The sequence below is a fragment of the Streptomyces zaomyceticus genome (assembly GCF_014656215.1).
Classification (GTDB): domain Bacteria; phylum Actinomycetota; class Actinomycetes; order Streptomycetales; family Streptomycetaceae; genus Streptomyces; species Streptomyces zaomyceticus.
In genome coordinates, this window is the sequence record NZ_BNBZ01000006.1 from 119066 (window position 1) to 137163 (window position 18098).

The following is an 18098-nucleotide window of genomic DNA, read 5'->3' on the forward strand; positions in this document are numbered from 1 at the left end:
GCGCACGGAAAAGCCGCGTACCCCCGTCCGCTACAGCGGGGGCACGCGGCCGTCTTCTCGCGCGTACGGACCAGGTGGCCCGGACTCAGCCCGCGCGCGCCGGAACAGGGGCCGCCGCGGTCACCGGCTCCACGGCTTCCGGGCGCCTCCGCCGGGAGCCCAGCACGATCGCCGTGACGCCGGCCGCCGCCCAGAGCGACAGGACGAGCAGCGGTCCGCCCGCCGCCGCGCCCTCGAAGGAGGAGACGGAACGCAGGGCCGAGCCCGCGGCGCCCGGCGGCAGCCACCGGCCGATGGCGCCGACGGCGGTCGGCAGGAGCTCCGGAGCGCTCGACACCCCGGAGAAGGGGTTCCCGAGCAGGATCATCAACAGCGCTCCGAGCCCGAGACCCGGCTTGCCGACGAGGGCCGCGAGCCCCGCGAACGTCGAGCCGATCGCCAGGACGGTGAGGCCCAGCACCCCTGCCTCGGCCCACCAGTTGCCGCCGAGCGCGTCGAGCCAGCTGTGGGCGAGGGCCGTGCCGACGACGCCCGCGAGCGCGGCGGCCCCGGCGAGGGCCGCCACCGCGCGCCCGCCGCGCAGACCGAGCAGGGTCGTGACGACGCCCGCCGCCGCTCCGGCGAGGGCGAGCGGCAGCAGGCTGGAGGCGAGCACGGCTCCGCGCGGGTCGCCCGCCGGGGCGGCGACCACGTCGGTGACGGAGACCTTCGTGCCCTCCGGGGCCTGCGCCGTCACGGCCTCCCGCAGCAGTCCGGCCACCACGGGGCTCGCCGCCGAGGCGGTCAGGAGCTCCGTGCCGCCGGGGGTCACGACCACCGCTCCGTATACATGCCGGTCCTCTATCGCGGCACGGGCCGCGGCCTCGTTCTCGTAGCGGTGGACCTCGAAGGACCCCTCGTGCCGGGCGAATCCCTGCTCCAGGGCGGTGACCACCGTGGCGGGGCCCGCGACGCCGATCGGCAGGTCGCGGGGTGCCGTCCGTGCGGCCGGCCACGCGAAGGCCCAGAGGGTCAGGGCGACGACGAAGGGGATCAGCACCATCACCGCGATGGTCCTGCGCCCCGCGTCTGCGGCGGTGGCGTTGGCGGACATGGCGTCCTCGATTCAAAGAGAAGGATCGTTCGTTTTTATCTGGACCTCACTGTCCTTCGGGTGTCGGAAGTTGTCAAGAATGAATATTCGTTTTAGGTTCGGGGCATGGCTCGTGTCTCCCAGGAACACCTCGACGCCCGGCGGCGCCAGATCCTCGACGGCGCGGCGCGCTGCTTCGCCCGCAACGGCTTCCACGCCACGTCCATGCAGGACGTGCTGAGTGAGGTCGGTCTGTCGGCCGGTGCGGTCTACCGGTACTTCCGCGGCAAGGACGAGATCATCGCGGCCATCGCGACCGAGGCCTTCGCCGGCATCCGGGGCGCCTTCGAGGAGGCGTCCAGGACCACGCCGCCGCCCACCCCCGACGTGCTGATCGGCGCGGTGCTCCGGCTCTTCCTCGAGGAGCGGATCGAGGGCGCCGACCGGCAGGCCTTCGCGCGCCTGATCATCCAGGTGTGGACGGAGACCCTGCGCAACGAACAGCTGGCGGAGACCCTCTCCGAGGGCTACAACGGGATGCGCGTCGTCTGGGCGGACCTGGTCGCCGTCTACCGGGAGAGCGGCATCCTGCCCGTCGACGTCCCCGCCGACCACATGGCCCGCACCCTGATCGCCGTCGTCCAGGGGTTCATCGCCCAGCAGGCCCTCTTCGGGGACGTCGACGTCGACGTCCTGGAGGACGGGCTCCGGGGTCTGATGTCCATGTCGGTCGACCCGGGCTGACGGTCCCGCCATCCGGTCCGGCCGCCCGATCGGGCGATCCCCTCGTCCGGTCCGACGATCATGAAAACGCAAAGCCGGAGTTAACGAGCCGGAAAAACTTCCGCCCTAACGTGCAATGTCTGGCCGCGAGCCGCATCTCCGCAGTTCAACAAGGTGTTGACGGTCGGTAGGGTCCGCAGCTGTCCGGGTGTCCCCGGACGACGACTGTGAGGTGGAAGAGTGCAACTGAGCCCGCACGAACAGGAACGACTGCTCATCCATGTGGCGGCGGACGTCGCCGAGAAGCGCCGGGCCCGGGGTCTGCGGCTCAACCACCCCGAGGCCGTCGCCCTCCTCACCTCGCACATCCTGGAAGGCGCCAGGGACGGCCGCACCGTCGCCGAACTCATGGCCTCCGGACGCAAGGTGCTCACCCGCGACGACGTCATGGACGGCATCCCCGAGATGATCCACGACGTCCAGGTCGAGGCCACCTTCCCGGACGGCACCAAGCTCGTCACCGTCCACGACCCCATCGTCTGAAACGGGCCGCGCCGATGATCCCCGGAGAGATCCTGTACGCGGACGGCCCCGTCGCCCTCAACGAGGGGCGCCCCGTCACACGTCTGACCGTGCTCAACGCCGCCGACCGGCCCGTCCAGGTCGGCTCCCACTACCACTTCGCCGAGGTCAACCCCGGCCTGCGGTTCGACCGCGCCGCCGCGCACGGACAGCGGCTGCACATCGCCGCCGGCACCGCCGTCCGCTTCGAGCCGGGCATCCCCGTCGAGGTCGAACTCGTCCCGCTCGCCGGCCGCCGTGTCGTCCCCGGCCTGCGCGGCGAGACGGCCGGTCCCCTGGACGGGACCCCGGCTGGACCGGGCCCGGACCGGTCCGCCCCGGACGCGAACGGAGACCCCCGTGCCTGAGCTGCACCGCGCCGTCCACGCAGACCTGTTCGGCCCCACCACCGGCGACCGCATCCGGCTCGCCGACACCGACCTCCTCGTCGAGATCGAGGAGGACCGCAGCGGAGGACCCGGCCGCGCGGGCGACGAGGCCGTGTTCGGCGGCGGCAAGGTCATCCGCGAGTCCATGGGCCAGGCCCGTACGACCCGCGCCGAGGGCGCCCCCGACACCGTGATCACCGGCGCCGTGATCATCGACCACTGGGGGATCGTCAAGGCCGACATCGGCATCCGGGACGGCCGGATCACCGCCCTCGGCAAGGCCGGCAACCCCGACACCATGGACGGCGTCCACCCCGACCTCGTGATCGGCCCCGAGACCGAGGTCATCGTCGGCAACGGCCGGATCGTCACCGCCGGCGCCGTCGACGCCCATGTCCACTTCATCTCGCCCACCGTCGTCGAACAGGCCCTCGCCACCGGCGTCACCACCCTGGTCGGCGGCGGTACGGGACCGGCCGAGGGCACCAAGGCGACCACGGTCACCCCCGGTCCCTGGCACACGGCCCGGATGTTCGAGGCCCTGGACACCTTCCCCGTCAACATCGGTCTGCTCGGCAAGGGCAACACCATGTCCCGGGAGGCCATGCACTCCCAACTGCGCGGCGGAGCCCTCGGATTCAAGATCCACGAGGACTGGGGCGCCACCCCCGCCGTCATCGACGCCTGCCTGGGAGTGTGCGAGGAGACGGGTGCCCAACTCGCCATCCACACCGACACCCTGAACGAGGCGGGCTTCGTCGGCGACACCCTCGCCGCCATCGCCGGGCGCACCGTCCACGCGTACCACACCGAGGGCGCCGGAGGCGGGCACGCCCCCGACATCATCACGGTGGTCTCCGAGCCGTACGTCCTCCCCAGCTCCACCAACCCGACCCGGCCGCACACCGTCAACACCATCGAGGAACACCTCGACATGCTGATGGTCTGCCACCACCTCAACCCGGCCGTCCCCGAGGACCTCGCCTTCGCGGAGTCCCGGATCCGGCCCTCCACCATCGCCGCCGAGGACGTGCTCCACGACCTGGGGGCCATCTCGATCATCTCCTCCGACTCCCAGGCCATGGGCCGGATCGGCGAGGTGATCATGCGTACCTGGCAGACCGCCCACGTCATGAAGAAGCGTCGTGGGGCCCTGCCCAGCGACGGCCGCGCCGACAACCACCGCGCACGCCGGTACGTCGCCAAGTACACGATCAACCCGGCCGTCGCCCAGGGCATGGACCGCCTCATCGGCTCCGTCGAACCCGGCAAGCTCGCCGACCTGGTGCTCTGGGAGCCCGCCTTCTTCGGGGTGAAGCCGCTCACCGTCCTCAAGGGCGGCCAGATCGCGTACGCGCAGATGGGCGACGCCAACGCCTCCATCCCCACCCCGCAGCCCGTCCTGCCCCGCCCGATGTTCGGTGCGCTCGGCAAGGCCGCCGCGGCGGGCTCGGTCAACTTCGTCGCCCAGGCGGCGATCGAGGACGACATCGCCCAGCGGCTGGGCGTGCACAAGGAGTTCGCCGCCATCGGCTCCACCCGGCGGGTCACCAAGGCCGACATGCGCGAGAACGACGCCCTGCCCCGGGTCGAGGTCGACGCCGACACTTTCACGGTGACCATCGACGGCGAGGCGGTCGAGCCCGCGCCCGCCGCCGAACTGCCCATGGCCCAGCGTTACTTCCTCTTCTGATGACGAGTCGCGCAGCCCTCCTCGTGCTCGCCGACGGGCGATTCCCCGCCGGCGGGCACGCCCACTCCGGCGGGGCCGAGGCCGCCGTCAAGGCCGGCCGGATCACCGACGCGGCGAGCCTCGCCGCGTTCTGCCGGGGCCGGCTGCACACCACCGGCCTCACCTCCGCCGCGCTCGCGGCCGCGGCCGCGCTCGGTCACGACCCGTGCGCGCTCGACGAGGCCGCGGACGCCCGCACCCCCTCACCCGCCCTGCGCGCCGCCGCCCGCAAGCTCGGCCGGCAGATGATGCGAGCGGCCCGCGCCACCTGGCCCTGCCCCGAACTGGACGCACTCGCCGCCGCGTTCCCGCGCGGCGCCCACCAGCCCGTCGTCCTCGGAGTCGCCGCCCGCGCCGCCGGGCTCGGCCCGGAGGACGCCGCCCACTGCGTCGCGTACGAGACCGTCAGCGGGCCGGCCACCGCCACGGTCCGGCTGCTGAGCCTGGACCCCTTCCAGGCCACCGCCGTCCTCGCCCGCCTCGCCCCCGCCATGGACCTGGTCGCCGGGGAAGCCGCGGCCGCGGCCCGGCAGGGAATCGACGCCCTGCCCGCGGCCTCCGCACCCCTCCTCGACATCACCGCCGAGCAGCACGCGTCCTGGCCCGTCCGCCTCTTCGCATCCTGAGAACCCTGGAGCCGCCCCATGCACCTCGACCACGGCCACGACCACCACGGCGCCGTCTCCGCCGACGCCCACCGCCCCGACGGCACCCGCCGCGCCCTGCGCATCGGGCTCGGCGGCCCGGTCGGCTCGGGCAAGACGGCCACCGTCGCCGCCCTCTGCCGGGTCCTGCGCGACACCCTCTCCCTCGCCGTCGTCACCAACGACATCTACACCCGGGAGGACGCCGAGTTCCTGCTCCGCAACGCCGTCCTGCCGCCCGAACGCATCCAGGCGGTGGAGACCGGCGCCTGCCCGCACACCGCCATCCGCGACGACATCTCCGCCAACCTCGAAGCCGTCGAGGAGCTCGAGGACATCGTCGGTCCGCTCGACCTCATCCTTGTCGAGTCCGGCGGCGACAACCTCACCGCCACCTTCTCCAAGGGACTCGTCGACGCCCAGATCTTCGTCATCGACGTGGCCGGCGGCGACGACATCCCGCGCAAGGGGGGTCCCGGCGTCACCACCGCCGACCTGCTGGTCGTCAACAAGACCGACCTCGCCCCGTACGTGGGCTCCGACCTGGAGCGGATGGCGCGCGACGCCAAGGAGCAGCGCGGGGACCTGCCCGTCGCCTTCACCTCGCTGCGCGCCGAGCACGGCGTCGCCCCGGTCGCCGACTGGGTCCGGGCCCAGCTCGGGGCATGGACCGCGTGAGCCTGCGCGCCACCGCCCGGATCGTCGCGGACGCCGACGGGGGCCTGCCCGTCCTGGTGAGCGACGGGCCGCTCGCCCTGCGCCGCACCAGGGCCGCCGGGCCGTACACCAGGGTCACCGTCGTCGGGGCCATGAGCGCCCCGCTCGGCGGCGACCGGCTCGCGATCGAGACGGAGGTGCGGGACGGGGCCCGGCTGCTCGTCGACTCGGCCGCCGCCACCCTCGCCCTCCCGGGGCGGAGCGCCGAGCCCGCCGCGTACGACGTCCGGATCACGGTCGGCGCGGAGGGGGTGCTGCGCTGGCTGCCGGAACAGCTGGTCTCCGTCCACGGCTCGGACCTGCGGATGCGCACGGTCGTCGAACTCGCCCCCACGGCGCGGCTCGTCCTCCGCGAGGAGCAGATCCTGGGCCGGCACGGCGAACCGCCCGGCACCCTGATCACCCGTCTCACCGTCCGTCGCGCCGGGAGCCCGCTCCTCGACCAGGAGCTGGCCTTCGGTCCCGGCGCGCCCGGCGGCTGGGACGGTGGGGCGGTCCTCGGGGGCCACGGGGCCACCGGGCAGCTCCTCCTGGTCGACCCGGAGTTCGCGGAGAAGCCCGTGGAGGCCCGGCTGCTCGGGGAGAACGCCGCCGTCACCCCCCTCGCGGGACCCGCGGCCCTCGTCACCGCCGTCGCCCCGGACGCCCTCGCGGTACGACGCCTGCTCGACACCGCCCTGTCCCGGCTCGCCCCGGTCCGGCCGTTCTGACCGGGCCTTCGGGGCCGCCGTGAGGTCACCGCTCAGCGGTACACCGCTCACCGGTTATTGGTTCGGCAAAGAAACACGTGTTCGGTCTTTCATCGGGAGCCTCCAGGACGAAAGGATCCCCCGGACAGCCAACACACAGCGCCGCCACGGGGGGTGGCGCTCATCTTGGGGGAGTACACGTTGAGACGTACGGCAATGCTCGGCTCGGCCGGCACCCTGATAGCGGGCACACTCGTCGCGGGCGCGCTCGCGGCCCCGGCGGCGAACGCCGACAGCAGCCGCCACCTGCGCGACGCCGAGGCGATCGGCGTCGCCGTCGCCGCGGCGCGGGCCGCCCAGGCGGGCATCGACTGGCAGGACTGCCCGGCCGACTGGGGCCTGGAGAAGCCGATCCAGTGCGGCTGGGTCACCGTCCCCGTCGACTACGCGAAGCCCAACGGCAAGAAGATCAAGATCGCGGTCGACCGGATCAACGCCACCGGCACCCCCGCCGAGCGCCAGGGCGCGCTCCTCTACAACCCGGGCGGCCCCGGCGGCTCCGGTCTGCGCTTCCCGCGCCGGGTCACCACCAAGAACGCGATCTGGGCGGGCGCCGCCAAGGCCTACGACTTCGTGGGCTTCGACCCGCGCGGTGTCGGCAAGTCCGCCCCCATCTCCTGTGTCGACCCGACCGAGTTCGTCAAGGGACCCAAGGCCGACCCGGTTCCCGACAGCGAGGCCGACAAGCGCGCGCAGCGCAAGCTCGCCGCCGAGTACGCCAAGGGCTGCGCCGAGAAGAGCGGCGACATGCTGCCCTTCATGAACACGCCCAACACCGCGCGTGACCTCGACGTCGTCCGCGCCGCCCTCGGCGAGAAGAAGCTCAACTTCGTCGGTGTCTCCTACGGCACCTACCTCGGCGCGGTCTACGGCACCCTCTTCCCGACCCACGTCCGCCGCATGGTCCTCGACAGCGTCGTGAACCCGTCGACGCGCAAGATCTGGTACGAGGTCAACCTCGACCAGGACATCGCCTTCGAGGGCCGCCTCAAGGACTGGATGACCTGGGTCGCCCAGAACGACGCCACCTACCACCTCGGCGACACCCTGGCGGAGGTCCAGCAGCAGTGGGTGACCCTGCGCGCCGCCGCCAAGAAGGCGCCCCTCGGCGGCAAGGTCGGCCCGGCCGAGCTCATCGGCTTCTTCCAGAACGCCCCGTACTACGACTCCATGTGGGCCCCGGTGGCCGAGGCCTGGAGCGCGTACGCCGCGGGTGACCCGCAGCCGCTCATCGACAACGCGGCCTCGGACCCCACCGACACCGCCGGCAACGCCGCCTCGGAGAACGGCAACGCCGTCTACACCGCGGTCGAGTGCGCCGACGCCCCGTGGCCGACCAGCTGGAAGACGTGGGACCGGGACAACAGCCGGCTCCACCAGAAGTACCCCTTCATGACCTGGGCCAACGCATGGATGAACCTGCCGTGCGCCACCTGGTCCGCGCCGCGCCAGCGTCCGACCGAGGTGAAGACCGGCAAGGGTCTGCCGCCGGTGCTCATCGCCCAGTCCGAGCGTGACGCCGCCACCCCGTACGCCGGCGCCGTCGAGCTGCACAAGCGGTTCAAGGGCTCGCGTCTGATCACGGAGAAGGACGCCGGCTCGCACGGCATCACCGGCCTGGTCAACCCGTGCCTCAACACCAAGGTCGAGGCCTACCTGCTCACCGGCAAGCTGGACGCCAGGGAGCAGACCTGCGCCCCGCACGCCACGCCGAAGCCGTAACACGCCGACGGTCCGGTGAGGGGAGGGACAGCCGTCCCTCCCCTCACCCGTGTCACCCCCGCGCCGCCAGCCAGGCGTCCTCCGCTGCGTAGTCGAAGAAGTCCATGCCGTACTTCGCGAGACCCGGGAAGGCCTCCCGCCACTCCCGTCCCGCCAGCCGCCCGGTCAGCCATGCGACCGTCTCCGGCAGCGAATCGGCGTACGAGACCACCGGCCGGTACCCCAACTCCCGCCGCGCCGCCGCCATGTCGTAGACCACGGGCCGCGGGGCCGTCCACGGGGTGGCCCCCACGACGTCCCCCGGCGGAGCGCCCTCGATCAGTACCGCCTCGCTCGTGACGCCCATGACCGCGTCGATCGCCGCCCCGATCTCCGCCACCGTCGGCGCCTCCGGGTCGCCGCCGTTCAGCACCCGGCTGCCCGGGTTCGCCGCCGCCAGCCGGACGAGCTCCGCGAGGTTGTCCACGTGCACCGGGTGGAACCGCGAGGCCCCGCCGTACGCGAGCGGGCGCACCGGCCGCCCGTCGAGAGCCCGCTTCACGAACCACAGCTCGCGCGGACCGGGGGAGTGCGGCCCGTGGATGGCGCCCGCCCGCAGCAGTGTCGTCGGCAGCGCGTCGCCCGCGGCCAGCAACTCGCGCTCCAGCGCCACCTTCCGCGTGCCGTACGTGCTGTCGCCGGGCGCCACCGTCCGCCAGTCCTCCGGGATCGGCAGCGGATAGTCGGGGAAGCCGTCCGGCCGGTCCTGGGTGTCGAAACTGCGTCCCCGCGCGTCCTCGTAGACGGCGCCGCTGGACACCACCACCGCCGAACCGATCCGGTCCGCGAGCCCCGTCAACTGCCGCCCGTGCCCGGCGTCGTACGCGACGATGTCCACCAGCACGTCGCATCCCTCGCCCAGGCCGGCCGCGAGCGCGCCTTCCTCGGTCCGGTCGAGCGCCACCGACCGGACCTCGGCCGGCCACCTCTCGTCCCTGCCGCCGCCCCGCGAGGCGGCCGTCACCTCCCAGCCGTCCTCGGCGAGCGCCTTGACGGCCGCCCGCCCCACCTGTCCCGATCCACCCAGTACGAACGCGGTTCCCTTGGTCATGATCGCGACGCTACGACCGCCCGACGCGGCCGCCCAGAGGTTTGCGCCGAGCGCGGATCCGCTCAGGGCGTTCCCGGCGCGGGAACCTCCCGCAGGGCTCAGTCGTCGGACTCCGCCTCCGCCGCCTTCACCACCGCCGCGTAGTCGTCCACGTACTCCTGCCCGGACAGCCGCAGGATCTCGTACATGATCTCGTCCGTCACGGCGCGGACCACAGCCTTCTCACCCGCCGACCCCCTGAACCGGGAGAAGTCCAGCGGCGCCCCGAACCGGATCGTGACCCGGCGGATCCGCGGCACGACCTTCCCCGGCGGCTGGATCTCGAAGGTGCCGACCATCGCGCAGGGCACCACCGGCACCCCGGCGGTCAGCGCCATCACCGCGACGCCCACCTTCCCCTTGTACAGCCGCCCGTCGTGCGACCGCGTCCCCTCCGGGTAGATGCCGAGCAGCTCACCCCGGTCGAGCACCCCGAGGCCCTCGCGGATCGCCGCCCTGCCCGCCTCCTTGCCCGAGCGGTCGACCGGGATCTGACCGGCCGCCCGGAAGAACGCGGCCGTCAGCCGGCCCTTGATGCCCGGCCCCGTGAAGTACTCCTGCTTCGCGAGGAACGTGATCCGCCGGTCGAGCACGGCCGGCATCAGGAAATGGTCGGAGAAGGAGAGGTGATTGCCCGCGACGATCGCCGCGCCCTCCTCCGGGATGTGTTCGAGACCCTCGATCCGCGGCCGGAACAGCAGCTTCAGGAGCGGTCCGAGCAGCACGTACTTCATCAGGTGGTAGAACACCCGCGACCCCCGTTCGTCGTCCGTCAAGCCCGTTGTATCCGTGCGGGGGCCCGTGGTCCACTGGTGGGGGAGCGTCACCATGACGGACGAGCGCGGGGCCAGGCGCCCCGGCCGCGTCCTCACCGCGCTGTTGTGCGCGCTGACGGCGGCCGGGTTGTACGGCTGCTCCGACTCGGGCCCGCCCGAACCGGCCCCCACACCGACTCCCGTGCCCGCCGCCACGAGTCCCACACCCACGAGCCCCGCACCCACGACGCCCGCGCCGACGACCGCGGTGCCCGCCGGCCGCTCGCCCTTCACCGGGCTCGCCGCCCGCCCCGCGCCGGTCCTCGCCGTCAAGATCGACAACGTCGGCCCGGCCCGCCCCCACACCGGCCTCGGCTCGGCCGACCTGGTCTACGTCGAGCAGGTCGAGGGCGGCCAGACGCGGCTCCTCGCGGTCTTCTCCTCCCGGCTCCCGGACCGGACAGGTCCCGTCCGCAGCGCCCGCGAGTCCGACATGGAGCTGCTCGCGCAGTTCGACGATCCGGCGCTCGCCTACTCCGGTTCCCAGACCGCCCTCGAACCGCTGCTCAAGGCCGCGCCGCTGCGGGCACTGCCCCAGGAGGACACGCCCCGGGCCTTCGTCCGCAGCGCCGCCAGGCCCGCGCCCCACAACCTGTACCTGCTGCCGGGAAGGGCCCTCGCGGCGGCCCCCGGAACGGGCATGGCCCAGGACATCGGCTTCCGCTTCGGCCCGGCCCCCGACGCCGGCACCCCGGTCGGCGCGCACACCGTGCGCTACCCCGCCGCCCGGTACACCTTCACCTGGTCCCCGGCGGACCGGGCCTGGCGGGTCGCGATGGACGGCCGCCCGGCCGGGACCACCGACGCCGGGCCGCTGAGGCCCACGACGGTCGTGGTCCAGTACGTCGACATCCGTCCGTCACGCTTCCACGACTTCCTCGGCAACGTCTCCCCGTACACCGAGACCGTCGGGACCGGCACCGCGCTCGTCCTGCGCGACGGGCGTGTCCACGAGTCCCGCTGGTCCCGGCCGTCCGCGACGTCAGGAACCACCTTCACGACCCCGGACGGAGCGCCGATGACCTTCGCCCCGGGCCAGGTCTGGGTGGTCCTGGCCCCGAGGCCGTGAGGCCGCGCCGCGCGGGTCGGGCCCGTCGGCCCGCGCCCGCGGACCGGGCTCCCGCACGACGGGGGACCCGACGAGGAGGGGCCAAACGCATACAGGCCATTCCGTATCTCTGTGCACAACGGCCCCTTCCGGTGCATGCTGTGCACCACGATGCGTCACGTACCCGTCTGGAGGCCGAGAGAGTGTACGGCGGCAACCGGCGACGGCGCCTGACCAGCAGGGCTACGGCCGGAAGCAGCGCGGCGCTGCGCTCGGCCGTGCGCCGCGGGAGGCCCGGCCGGAACGGCGAAGGAGCCGGCTTCGACCCGCTCTCCACACGAGGGCGGCTCGCCTGGCTGAATTCGGCCAGCGCAGGCATCGGGACCACCCTCGACCTGAAGCGCACCGCCCAGGAGCTCGCCGAGTTCACCGTCCCCGAGTTCGCCGACGGAGCCGCCGTGGACCTCCTGGAAGGCGTCCTGCGGGGCGAGGAGGGCTCCCGGTGGACGGGTACCGGCATCCCCCCGATGCGGGCCATCGCCGTCTGCGCCGTCGAGTCGCTGACCTCCCTGGAGCCCACGCCCGTGGGGGAGACCTCCGCCCGCGTGGAGCAGCACGAGACGCTCCTCCACCGGCACTGTCTGAGACAGGGCGAATCGGTCCTGCTGAGCCGCCTGCGGGAGGAGGACTTCATCAAGGTCGCGCCGACCCGCAGCGCCGCGGACAAGATGCGCTCCGCCGGGGTGCACAGCTACCTGGCGGTGCCGCTGATCGCCCGCGGGCTGCTCCTGGGCAGCGCGGACTTCGTGCGCGGCCGGGGCACGCCCCCGTTCTCCTCCACGGACCTGGCACTCGCGGAGCAGCTGGCCTCGCAGGCCGCCGTCTTCATCGACAACGCCCGGCTCTACGGACGCGAGCGGGCGCACGTCGTCGCGCTGCAGCGCAGCCTGCTGCCGCGCGCGACGCCGGTCACCCCCGGACTGCGGGTGAACGCCGAGTACGCGCCCTCGACGGCCCAGCACGGGGTGGGCGGCGACTGGTACGACGTGATGGCCCTGCCCAGCGGCCGTACGGCCCTCATGGTGGGTGACGTCATGGGGCACGGTCTGGCCGCCGCCGCGACCATGGGGCGGCTGCGTGCGGTCGGCCGCACCCTGATCGCCCTGGACATGGCTCCCGAGCGCGTCCTGGCCCGGCTCGACCTCGCCACCCGCGACCTGGAGGACGATCAGGTCGCCACCTGCCTCTGCGCGGTCTACGATCCGGTCGACTCCACGTACACGCTGGCCAGCGCGGGTCACCTGCCGCCGCTGCTGCTCGACGGACGGGGCGGCACCGACTTCGTGGACGTGCCGGTCGGCGCCCCGCTCGGCGCGGGCGTCATCCCTTACGACCCGGTGCGCGTGACCGTGCCGGAGGGCGGCCATCTGGTGATGTACACGGACGGCCTCGTGAAGTCCCGGCACGCGGACCTGGACCATCAGCTCGACCTGCTGCGCACGGCGGCGCGCGACCTCGGGGCCGCCGCCCTGGGGGGCGGCGGACTGGTGGAGCGGGCGCCGGCCGGTGCCGCGCGCTTCGACGAGGCGGTGCTCCTCGGAGCGACGACCGTCCGGGCCGACCCGGCCGACCTCCGTGTCTGGCGGTTGCCCCAGGAGGGGCGGGCCGCGTCCGTGGCGCGCGGCCTGGTCACGGACCAGCTCGCCGCATGGGGCCTCGCGGAGCTGGCCGATGTGTGTGAGCTCGTCGTCTCCGAGCTGGTCGGCAACGCGCTGCGCTACGGCAACGGCCCGGGTGAGCTCCGGCTGCTGCTCGGCGACCGGCTCGTCGTGGAGGTCTCGGACACCGGCCCCGACCTGCCCCAGATCCAGCACGCGGACCTGAGCGACGAGGGTGGCCGTGGCCTCCAGCTGATCAACATGCTCTGCCGCAGATGGGGATCCTGCCGCACGGTCTCCGGCAAGGTCGTCTGGGCGGAGCAGAACCTGCCCTCCTGAGGCGGGCCGCACCGGTCCGACGGGGCGCGATCGGCCCCGCCGGACCCGCCGGACACCCCCTACGGGCGGGAGGCCCCCGGGCCTGCCGGCGGTCGCCGTGGCGAACCGGCCGCGGCCGCGCTGTCCGACGCCGCCATACCGATCGTCGCCACCCCGAGCACCACCCAGCCGAACCAGAGCCAGCCGCTGCTGCCGAGCGCCACCGTGTACGCCGTCGTCATCACCAGTGCGGCGCAGGTGAGCACCGCCATCGTCTTCGTGGGACCGGACATCAGTCCGCCCTCCTCCCGACCGAGGCCGTGGAAGCCGTCCAGGCCATCGTGACCCCGCGAGAGGGGCGCGCGCTACTCCCCGGACGCTCCGGCGTGCGCCGGAATGGCCCCGGGCCCGGCACCGGACCCCTCACGAGGTCGGTACCGGGCCCGGAACGGGACCGCTCACAGGGCCCCCGGAACGGGACCGCTCACAGCGCGTGGACGTTCACCGGCTCCGGAGCGAGGCCAGATACGCGTTGTACGCCTCCAGCTCCTTGTCGCCGTTCCGGTCGGCGGCCCGGTCCTGGCGGACCGCCTGCCGCTGCTCGGAGTGGTACCACTGGTAGACCAGCGCGATCAGCACGAGCACCGACGGGATCTCGCTGAACGCCCAGGCGATTCCACCCGCCGCGTTCTGGTCGGTGAGCGCGTCGATCCCCAGCGAGGCCGGCGGGTTCGCGTACGCCTTGACCATCGGCTCCGAGGCCATCATCAGCGCGATGCCGAAGAAGGCGTGGAACGGCATGCCCGCGAACAGCTCCAGCATCCGCATCACATAGCCAGGCCGGTGCGGGCCCGGGTCGACGCCCATGATCGGCCAGAAGAAGACGATGCCCACCATCAGGAAGTGGACCATCATCCCGATGTGGCCGGGCTTCGAGCCCATCAGCACGTCGAAGAGAGGCGTGAAGTACAGCGCGTAAAGGCTCGCGATGAACATCGGGATCGTGAACCCGGGGTGGGTGATCACCTTCATGTACCGGCTGTGGAGCAGCTTCAGGAGCAGCTCGCGCGGCCCCGTCGAACCCCGGCCCGCCACCGGCAGCGCCCGCAGCGCGAGCGTCATCGGCGCGCCGAGGAGCAGCAGGATCGGCGACAGCATGGAGATCACCATGTGCTGCACCATGTGCACGCTGAACATGACCATGCCGTAGTCGTTGAGCTTGGTGCACATCACGAGAGCGATGGTCAGCACGCCGATCGTGAAGGACACCGTCCGGCTCACCGGCCACGCGTCACCGCGCCGTCGCAGCCGCGCCACGCCCCAGCCGTACAGACCGAGCGCCGCGAGGCAGCCGATCAGGAAGAAGAGGTCCGGAGAGAACTCCAGGCCCCGTCCCAGCGTGAACGGCGGCAGATCCGTGGTCATGCCGTGCCCGCTGTGATCCATCGTGTGCACTCCTGGAGCCCGATTCGCGCTTGTTGTCCGCACCAGACTAGAACCGCCCCCGGCCGCGACTGCGACCGGGGGCGGATGTCACGCGCGGGCGTGGGTCAGATCACGCACTCGGCCTCGGCGTAGCGGTCGGCGGGGACCGTCTTGAGGCTCTCCACGGCCTGGGACAGCGGGACCATCGTGATGTCCGTGCCGCGCAGCGCCGTCAGCATGCCGAACTCGCCGCGGTGCGCGGCCTCGACCGCGTGCCAGCCGAAGCGGGTCGCGAGGACACGGTCGTACGCGGTCGGGGTGCCGCCGCGCTGGACGTGACCCAGGATCACCGGACGGGCCTCCTTGCCGAGGCGCCGCTCCAGCTCCACGGAGAGCTGGTTGGCGATCCCGGTGAAGCGCTCGTGGCCGTAGATGTCGGTGCCGGCGGTCTTGAACTCCATCGAGCCCTCACGCGGCTTCGCGCCCTCGGCGACGACGACGATCGCGAACCGCTTGCCGGCCTCGAAGCGCTCGCCGACGCGGGCGGTCAGCTCGTCCATGTCGAAGGGGCGCTCGGGGACGACCACGGCGTGCGCGCCGGCGGCCATGCCGGAGTGCAGCGCTATCCAGCCGGTGTGGCGGCCCATGACCTCGACGACGAGGACCCGCTGGTGGGACTCGGCGGTGGTCTTCAGCCGGTCGAGGGCCTCGGTGGCGACGGTGACGGCCGTGTCGAAGCCGAAGGTGACGTCGGTGGAGGCGATGTCGTTGTCGATGGTCTTCGGAACACCGACGATGGGGAGGCCCGCCTCGGAGAGCAGGTTCGCCGCCTTCAGGGTGCCCTCGCCGCCGATCGGGATGATCGCGTCGAGCCCCAGGTCGGCCACATGGCCGCGGGCGCGCTCGACGCCGCCGACCAGGTGTGCGGGCTGGACCCGCGAGGAACCGAGGATGGTGCCGCCCCGGGCCAGGATGCCACCGACCGCCTCGAGATCGAGCTTGCGGTAGTCGCACTCCAGGAGGCCCTTCCACCCGTCGTGGAAGCCGATGACCTCGTCGCCGTGGTCGACGACGGCGCGGTGCACGACGGAACGGATGACAGCGTTCAGACCGGGGCAGTCTCCGCCGGAGGTGAGCACGCCAATGCGCATAGCCCAAAAACCTTTGCAACGTGGGCCGACTCCCGGACCACGTCGTCCGGCTGGATCCCCGCCACCCTATCGGTGCAGGGTGGCGGGGCCGAACCGGATGTCCGCACAGTGGACAACGTACGTTCGTACGAGGGGCTGACAACGGCGTGCGTGTTGTCCCCCGGACCCGTCCCGGACGGGCCGTGCGAGCCCTACGCGGGCTGCGTGGCGGCCGCGATGCGCTCGGCGCGCAGCGCCTCGTACCAGCGGTCGTCGGTCGGCGGCAGCGCGTTCACGTCGAGGGCCAGCTTCAGGAGCAGGTCCGCGATCTGCGGGTTCCGGGCCATGACGGGGCCGTGCATGTACGTACCGAAGACGGTGTCGTTGTACGCGCCCTCGGTGCCGTCGCCGGTTCCGTTGCCCTTGCCGAGGACGGTCCGGGCGAACGGCCGGGCCGTCGGGCCGAGATGGGTGATGCCCTGGTGGTTCTCGAAGCCCGTCAGCTGGGGGAGACCCAGCCGCGGGTCGATGTCCGCGAGGACGTCGCCGACGCAGCGGGCCCCCTCGCCGCGGGTCGAGATCACGTCGATGAGCCCGAGACCGGCCTCGCGCTCGCCGAGGTCGTTGATGAACTCGTGGCCCAGGATCTGGTAACCGGCGCAGACCGAGAAGATGATCGCGCCGTTGGAGGCGGCGCGGCTCAGTCCGGTGTCCCGTCGCAGCCGCTCGGCCGCGAGCCGCTGCGGACGGTCCTCGCCGCCGCCGATCAGATAGATGTCGCCCGAGGTCGGCACCGGCTGGTCGCTGCGGACGTCGACGCGCTCGACGCTGAGGCCGCGCTGTTCGGCACGGCGCTGGACGACGAGGACGTTGCCCTGGTCGCCGTAGGTGCTGAGCAGGTCCGGGTAGACCCAGACCAGGCGCAGGCTGCTGTCACTCATGCTGCAAGTCCTCTACGGGTCAGTTGCCGACGCGGCGGCGGACGTCCTGGAAGGCGGTGTAGTTGGCGATCAGCTCGATCTGCCCGGGCGGGGCCATCGTGACGGCCTCGTCCAGCGTCTCGCAGACACGGAAGTCCACACCCGCGACCTCCAGACGGACCGCCAGGTCCAGCTTCCGGTCGCCGATCACCATGATCGGGTGCCCGGCCAGCCGGCCGTAGTCCACGTCCCACAGCCAGGAGGTGTCCGTGCCGTCGGCGCCGCGCGCGTTGACGGAGAGGATCACCGGGGCGGGCGGCCCGTCGATGAGGGAAAACGTTTCGAGCCAGCCGGCCGGGTTCTTCGCGAGCAGCAGGCGCAGCTCGCGGCCCTGGAAGCCGACCACGTCGTAGCGTCCGGCGACGGCCTGCACCTGGTACATCCGCTCCAGGGCCACCTGCGGGGGCACCCCGAAGACGGCGGCGACGGCGGCCGAGGTCGCGGCGTTCGCCTTGTTGGCGCGGCCGGGCAGCTGCAGACGGATCGGCCAGGCCGAACCGTGCGGGTCGAGCACGTGGTCGCCGCTGAGCGCCCAGCTCGGCGCGGGCCGGCGGAAGCCGCACTCGCCGCAGAACCAGTCGTCTCCCGGACGCTGCATCACACCGCCGCAGGAGGGGCACGACCAGGCGTCGTCCTTCCACTCCTGGCCGGCCGCCACCCACACCACGTTGGGCGAGGAGGAGGCGGCCCACACGATGAGCGGGTCGTCGGCGTTGGCGACGACGACGGCCTTCGTGCCGTTGAGACCCTCGCGCCACTTCTCGGCGAGCATCCGGGTCTCGGCGGCGCGGTCGAGCTGGTCGCGGGAGAGGTTGAGCAGCGCGATGACCTTGGGCGTGGTGTCACGGGCGACGCCGGCGAGGTACTTCTCGTCGACCTCGATCACACCGAACTTGGAGTCCGAGCCGCCGGCCAGCGCCGAGGTGATGCCCGCGGGCATGTTGGCGCCGAGAGCGTTCGAGACCACGGGGCCCGCGGCGCGCAGGGCCTCCGCGATCAGCCGGGTCGTCGTCGTCTTGCCGTTGGTCGCCGACACCAGGACGACGTCCAGATGCTGCGCGAGCCGACCCAGCAGGTCGGGGTCGAGCTTCAGCGCGACCTTGCCGCCGATCACCGATCCGCTGCCGCGCCCCGCCGCACGCGACACCGCGGCCGCGGCCCTGCCCGCCGTCACGGCCAGCTTGGCGCGCGGCGACAGCGGCTCTGGATTACCGGGGTGTCCTGACATCGTTCTTGTTCCTCCTTGCGTCGGTCCGGGCTCAGCCTATCGAGATCCGGCCAGCAGC

18 protein-coding genes are annotated in these 18098 nt (G+C 72.7%); 10 read left to right on the forward strand and 8 right to left on the reverse strand.

Annotated features, from left to right (window positions below; translation table 11 throughout):
* Window positions 1-85: 85 nt before the first annotated feature.
* The gene (locus IE311_RS10805) at window positions 86-1093 is read right to left on the reverse strand and encodes an ABC transporter permease (protein ID WP_189831398.1); all 1008 of its coding nucleotides are present in this window, start codon (window positions 1091-1093) and stop codon (window positions 86-88) included.
* A gap of 105 nt (window positions 1094-1198) precedes the next feature.
* Here IE311_RS10805 and IE311_RS10810 point away from each other — a divergent pair, with 105 nt between their 5' ends.
* The 8 genes from IE311_RS10810 to IE311_RS10845 all read left to right on the forward strand — a co-directional run bounded on the left by IE311_RS10810 (window position 1199) and on the right by IE311_RS10845 (window position 8309).
* Window positions 1199-1816 (forward strand): TetR/AcrR family transcriptional regulator, encoded by a 618-nt coding sequence (locus IE311_RS10810; protein WP_189831399.1) that lies wholly within the window; start codon window positions 1199-1201, stop codon window positions 1814-1816.
* A 219-nt stretch (window positions 1817-2035) separates the two neighbouring features.
* On the forward strand, window positions 2036-2338 hold the full coding sequence (locus IE311_RS10815; protein WP_189831400.1) for an urease subunit gamma: 303 nt from the start codon (window positions 2036-2038) through the stop codon (window positions 2336-2338).
* A 14-nt stretch (window positions 2339-2352) separates the two neighbouring features.
* Window positions 2353-2724, forward strand: a complete 372-nt coding sequence (locus IE311_RS10820) for an urease subunit beta (RefSeq protein WP_189831401.1) — start codon at window positions 2353-2355, stop codon at window positions 2722-2724.
* Window positions 2717-4438 carry an urease subunit alpha gene (locus tag IE311_RS10825; RefSeq protein ID WP_189831402.1) on the forward strand — a complete coding sequence of 574 codons (1722 nt, stop codon included), beginning with the start codon at window positions 2717-2719 and terminating at the stop codon, window positions 4436-4438. The genes IE311_RS10820 and IE311_RS10825 overlap by 8 nt, the downstream gene beginning before the upstream one ends.
* Entirely contained in the window at window positions 4438-5103 is a 666-nt protein-coding gene (locus IE311_RS10830) for an urease accessory protein UreF (RefSeq protein WP_189831403.1), read from the forward strand. The genes IE311_RS10825 and IE311_RS10830 overlap by 1 nt, the downstream gene beginning before the upstream one ends.
* A gap of 18 nt (window positions 5104-5121) precedes the next feature.
* Window positions 5122-5799, forward strand: coding sequence for an urease accessory protein UreG (ureG, locus tag IE311_RS10835; RefSeq protein ID WP_189831404.1), 678 nt, complete (start codon window positions 5122-5124; stop codon window positions 5797-5799).
* On the forward strand, window positions 5796-6548 hold the full coding sequence (locus IE311_RS10840; protein WP_189831567.1) for an urease accessory protein UreD: 753 nt from the start codon (window positions 5796-5798) through the stop codon (window positions 6546-6548). The genes ureG and IE311_RS10840 overlap by 4 nt, the downstream gene beginning before the upstream one ends.
* A 180-nt stretch (window positions 6549-6728) precedes the next feature.
* On the forward strand, window positions 6729-8309 hold the full coding sequence (locus IE311_RS10845; RefSeq protein WP_189831405.1) for an alpha/beta hydrolase: 1581 nt from the start codon (window positions 6729-6731) through the stop codon (window positions 8307-8309).
* A 52-nt stretch (window positions 8310-8361) separates the two neighbouring features.
* On the opposite strand, the gene IE311_RS10850 is transcribed toward IE311_RS10845, so the two are convergent.
* Both IE311_RS10850 and IE311_RS10855 read right to left on the reverse strand, forming a co-directional pair.
* Window positions 8362-9399: an NAD-dependent epimerase/dehydratase family protein gene (locus IE311_RS10850; protein WP_189831406.1), complete on the reverse strand. Its 1038-nt coding sequence runs from the start codon at window positions 9397-9399 to the stop codon at window positions 8362-8364.
* 98 nt (window positions 9400-9497) lie between these two features.
* Window positions 9498-10187: a lysophospholipid acyltransferase family protein gene (locus IE311_RS10855; protein ID WP_189831568.1), complete on the reverse strand. Its 690-nt coding sequence runs from the start codon at window positions 10185-10187 to the stop codon at window positions 9498-9500.
* 79 nt (window positions 10188-10266) lie between these two features.
* Here IE311_RS10855 and IE311_RS10860 point away from each other — a divergent pair, with 79 nt between their 5' ends.
* Both IE311_RS10860 and IE311_RS10865 read left to right on the forward strand, forming a co-directional pair.
* Entirely contained in the window at window positions 10267-11322 is a 1056-nt protein-coding gene (locus IE311_RS10860; protein ID WP_189831407.1) for a DUF3048 domain-containing protein, read from the forward strand.
* Window positions 11323-11504: 182 nt separating this feature from the next.
* On the forward strand, window positions 11505-13298 hold the full coding sequence (locus tag IE311_RS10865) for an ATP-binding SpoIIE family protein phosphatase (protein WP_189831408.1): 1794 nt from the start codon (window positions 11505-11507) through the stop codon (window positions 13296-13298).
* A 59-nt stretch (window positions 13299-13357) separates the two neighbouring features.
* Here the strand turns inward: IE311_RS10865 and IE311_RS10870 are convergent, their stop codons facing one another.
* From IE311_RS10870 to IE311_RS10890, 5 genes are all read right to left on the reverse strand, one after another.
* On the reverse strand, window positions 13358-13570 hold the full coding sequence (locus IE311_RS10870; protein ID WP_189831409.1) for a hypothetical protein: 213 nt from the start codon (window positions 13568-13570) through the stop codon (window positions 13358-13360).
* Between the two features lie 208 nt (window positions 13571-13778).
* On the reverse strand, window positions 13779-14723 hold the full coding sequence (locus IE311_RS10875) for a cytochrome c oxidase assembly protein (RefSeq protein WP_189831410.1): 945 nt from the start codon (window positions 14721-14723) through the stop codon (window positions 13779-13781).
* 104 nt (window positions 14724-14827) lie between these two features.
* Complete coding sequence (locus tag IE311_RS10880; protein WP_189831411.1) at window positions 14828-15853, reverse strand: 6-phosphofructokinase; 1026 nt, start codon at window positions 15851-15853, stop codon at window positions 14828-14830.
* A 191-nt stretch (window positions 15854-16044) separates the two neighbouring features.
* On the reverse strand, window positions 16045-16773 hold the full coding sequence (locus IE311_RS10885; protein ID WP_189831412.1) for a type 1 glutamine amidotransferase: 729 nt from the start codon (window positions 16771-16773) through the stop codon (window positions 16045-16047).
* A gap of 19 nt (window positions 16774-16792) precedes the next feature.
* Entirely contained in the window at window positions 16793-18040 is a 1248-nt protein-coding gene (locus IE311_RS10890; protein WP_189831413.1) for a Mur ligase family protein, read from the reverse strand.
* Between the last annotated feature and the right edge of the window lie 58 nt (window positions 18041-18098).

Coding starts and splice junctions, on each gene's coding strand:
- ureG (WP_189831404.1), top strand. CDS start 5,122: ATGCACCTCGACCACGGCCACGACCACCACGGCGCCGTCTCCGCCGAC.
- IE311_RS10875 (WP_189831410.1), bottom strand. CDS start 14,723: ATGGATCACAGCGGGCACGGCATGACCACGGATCTGCCGCCGTTCACG.
- IE311_RS10810 (WP_189831399.1), top strand. CDS start 1,199: ATGGCTCGTGTCTCCCAGGAACACCTCGACGCCCGGCGGCGCCAGATC.
- IE311_RS10885 (WP_189831412.1), bottom strand. CDS start 16,773: ATGAGTGACAGCAGCCTGCGCCTGGTCTGGGTCTACCCGGACCTGCTC.
- IE311_RS10830 (WP_189831403.1), top strand. CDS start 4,438: ATGACGAGTCGCGCAGCCCTCCTCGTGCTCGCCGACGGGCGATTCCCC.
- IE311_RS10805 (WP_189831398.1), bottom strand. CDS start 1,093: ATGTCCGCCAACGCCACCGCCGCAGACGCGGGGCGCAGGACCATCGCG.
- IE311_RS10870 (WP_189831409.1), bottom strand. CDS start 13,570: ATGTCCGGTCCCACGAAGACGATGGCGGTGCTCACCTGCGCCGCACTG.
- IE311_RS10890 (WP_189831413.1), bottom strand. CDS start 18,040: ATGTCAGGACACCCCGGTAATCCAGAGCCGCTGTCGCCGCGCGCCAAG.
- IE311_RS10820 (WP_189831401.1), top strand. CDS start 2,353: ATGATCCCCGGAGAGATCCTGTACGCGGACGGCCCCGTCGCCCTCAAC.
- IE311_RS10850 (WP_189831406.1), bottom strand. CDS start 9,399: ATGACCAAGGGAACCGCGTTCGTACTGGGTGGATCGGGACAGGTGGGG.
- IE311_RS10880 (WP_189831411.1), bottom strand. CDS start 15,853: ATGCGCATTGGCGTGCTCACCTCCGGCGGAGACTGCCCCGGTCTGAAC.
- IE311_RS10860 (WP_189831407.1), top strand. CDS start 10,267: ATGACGGACGAGCGCGGGGCCAGGCGCCCCGGCCGCGTCCTCACCGCG.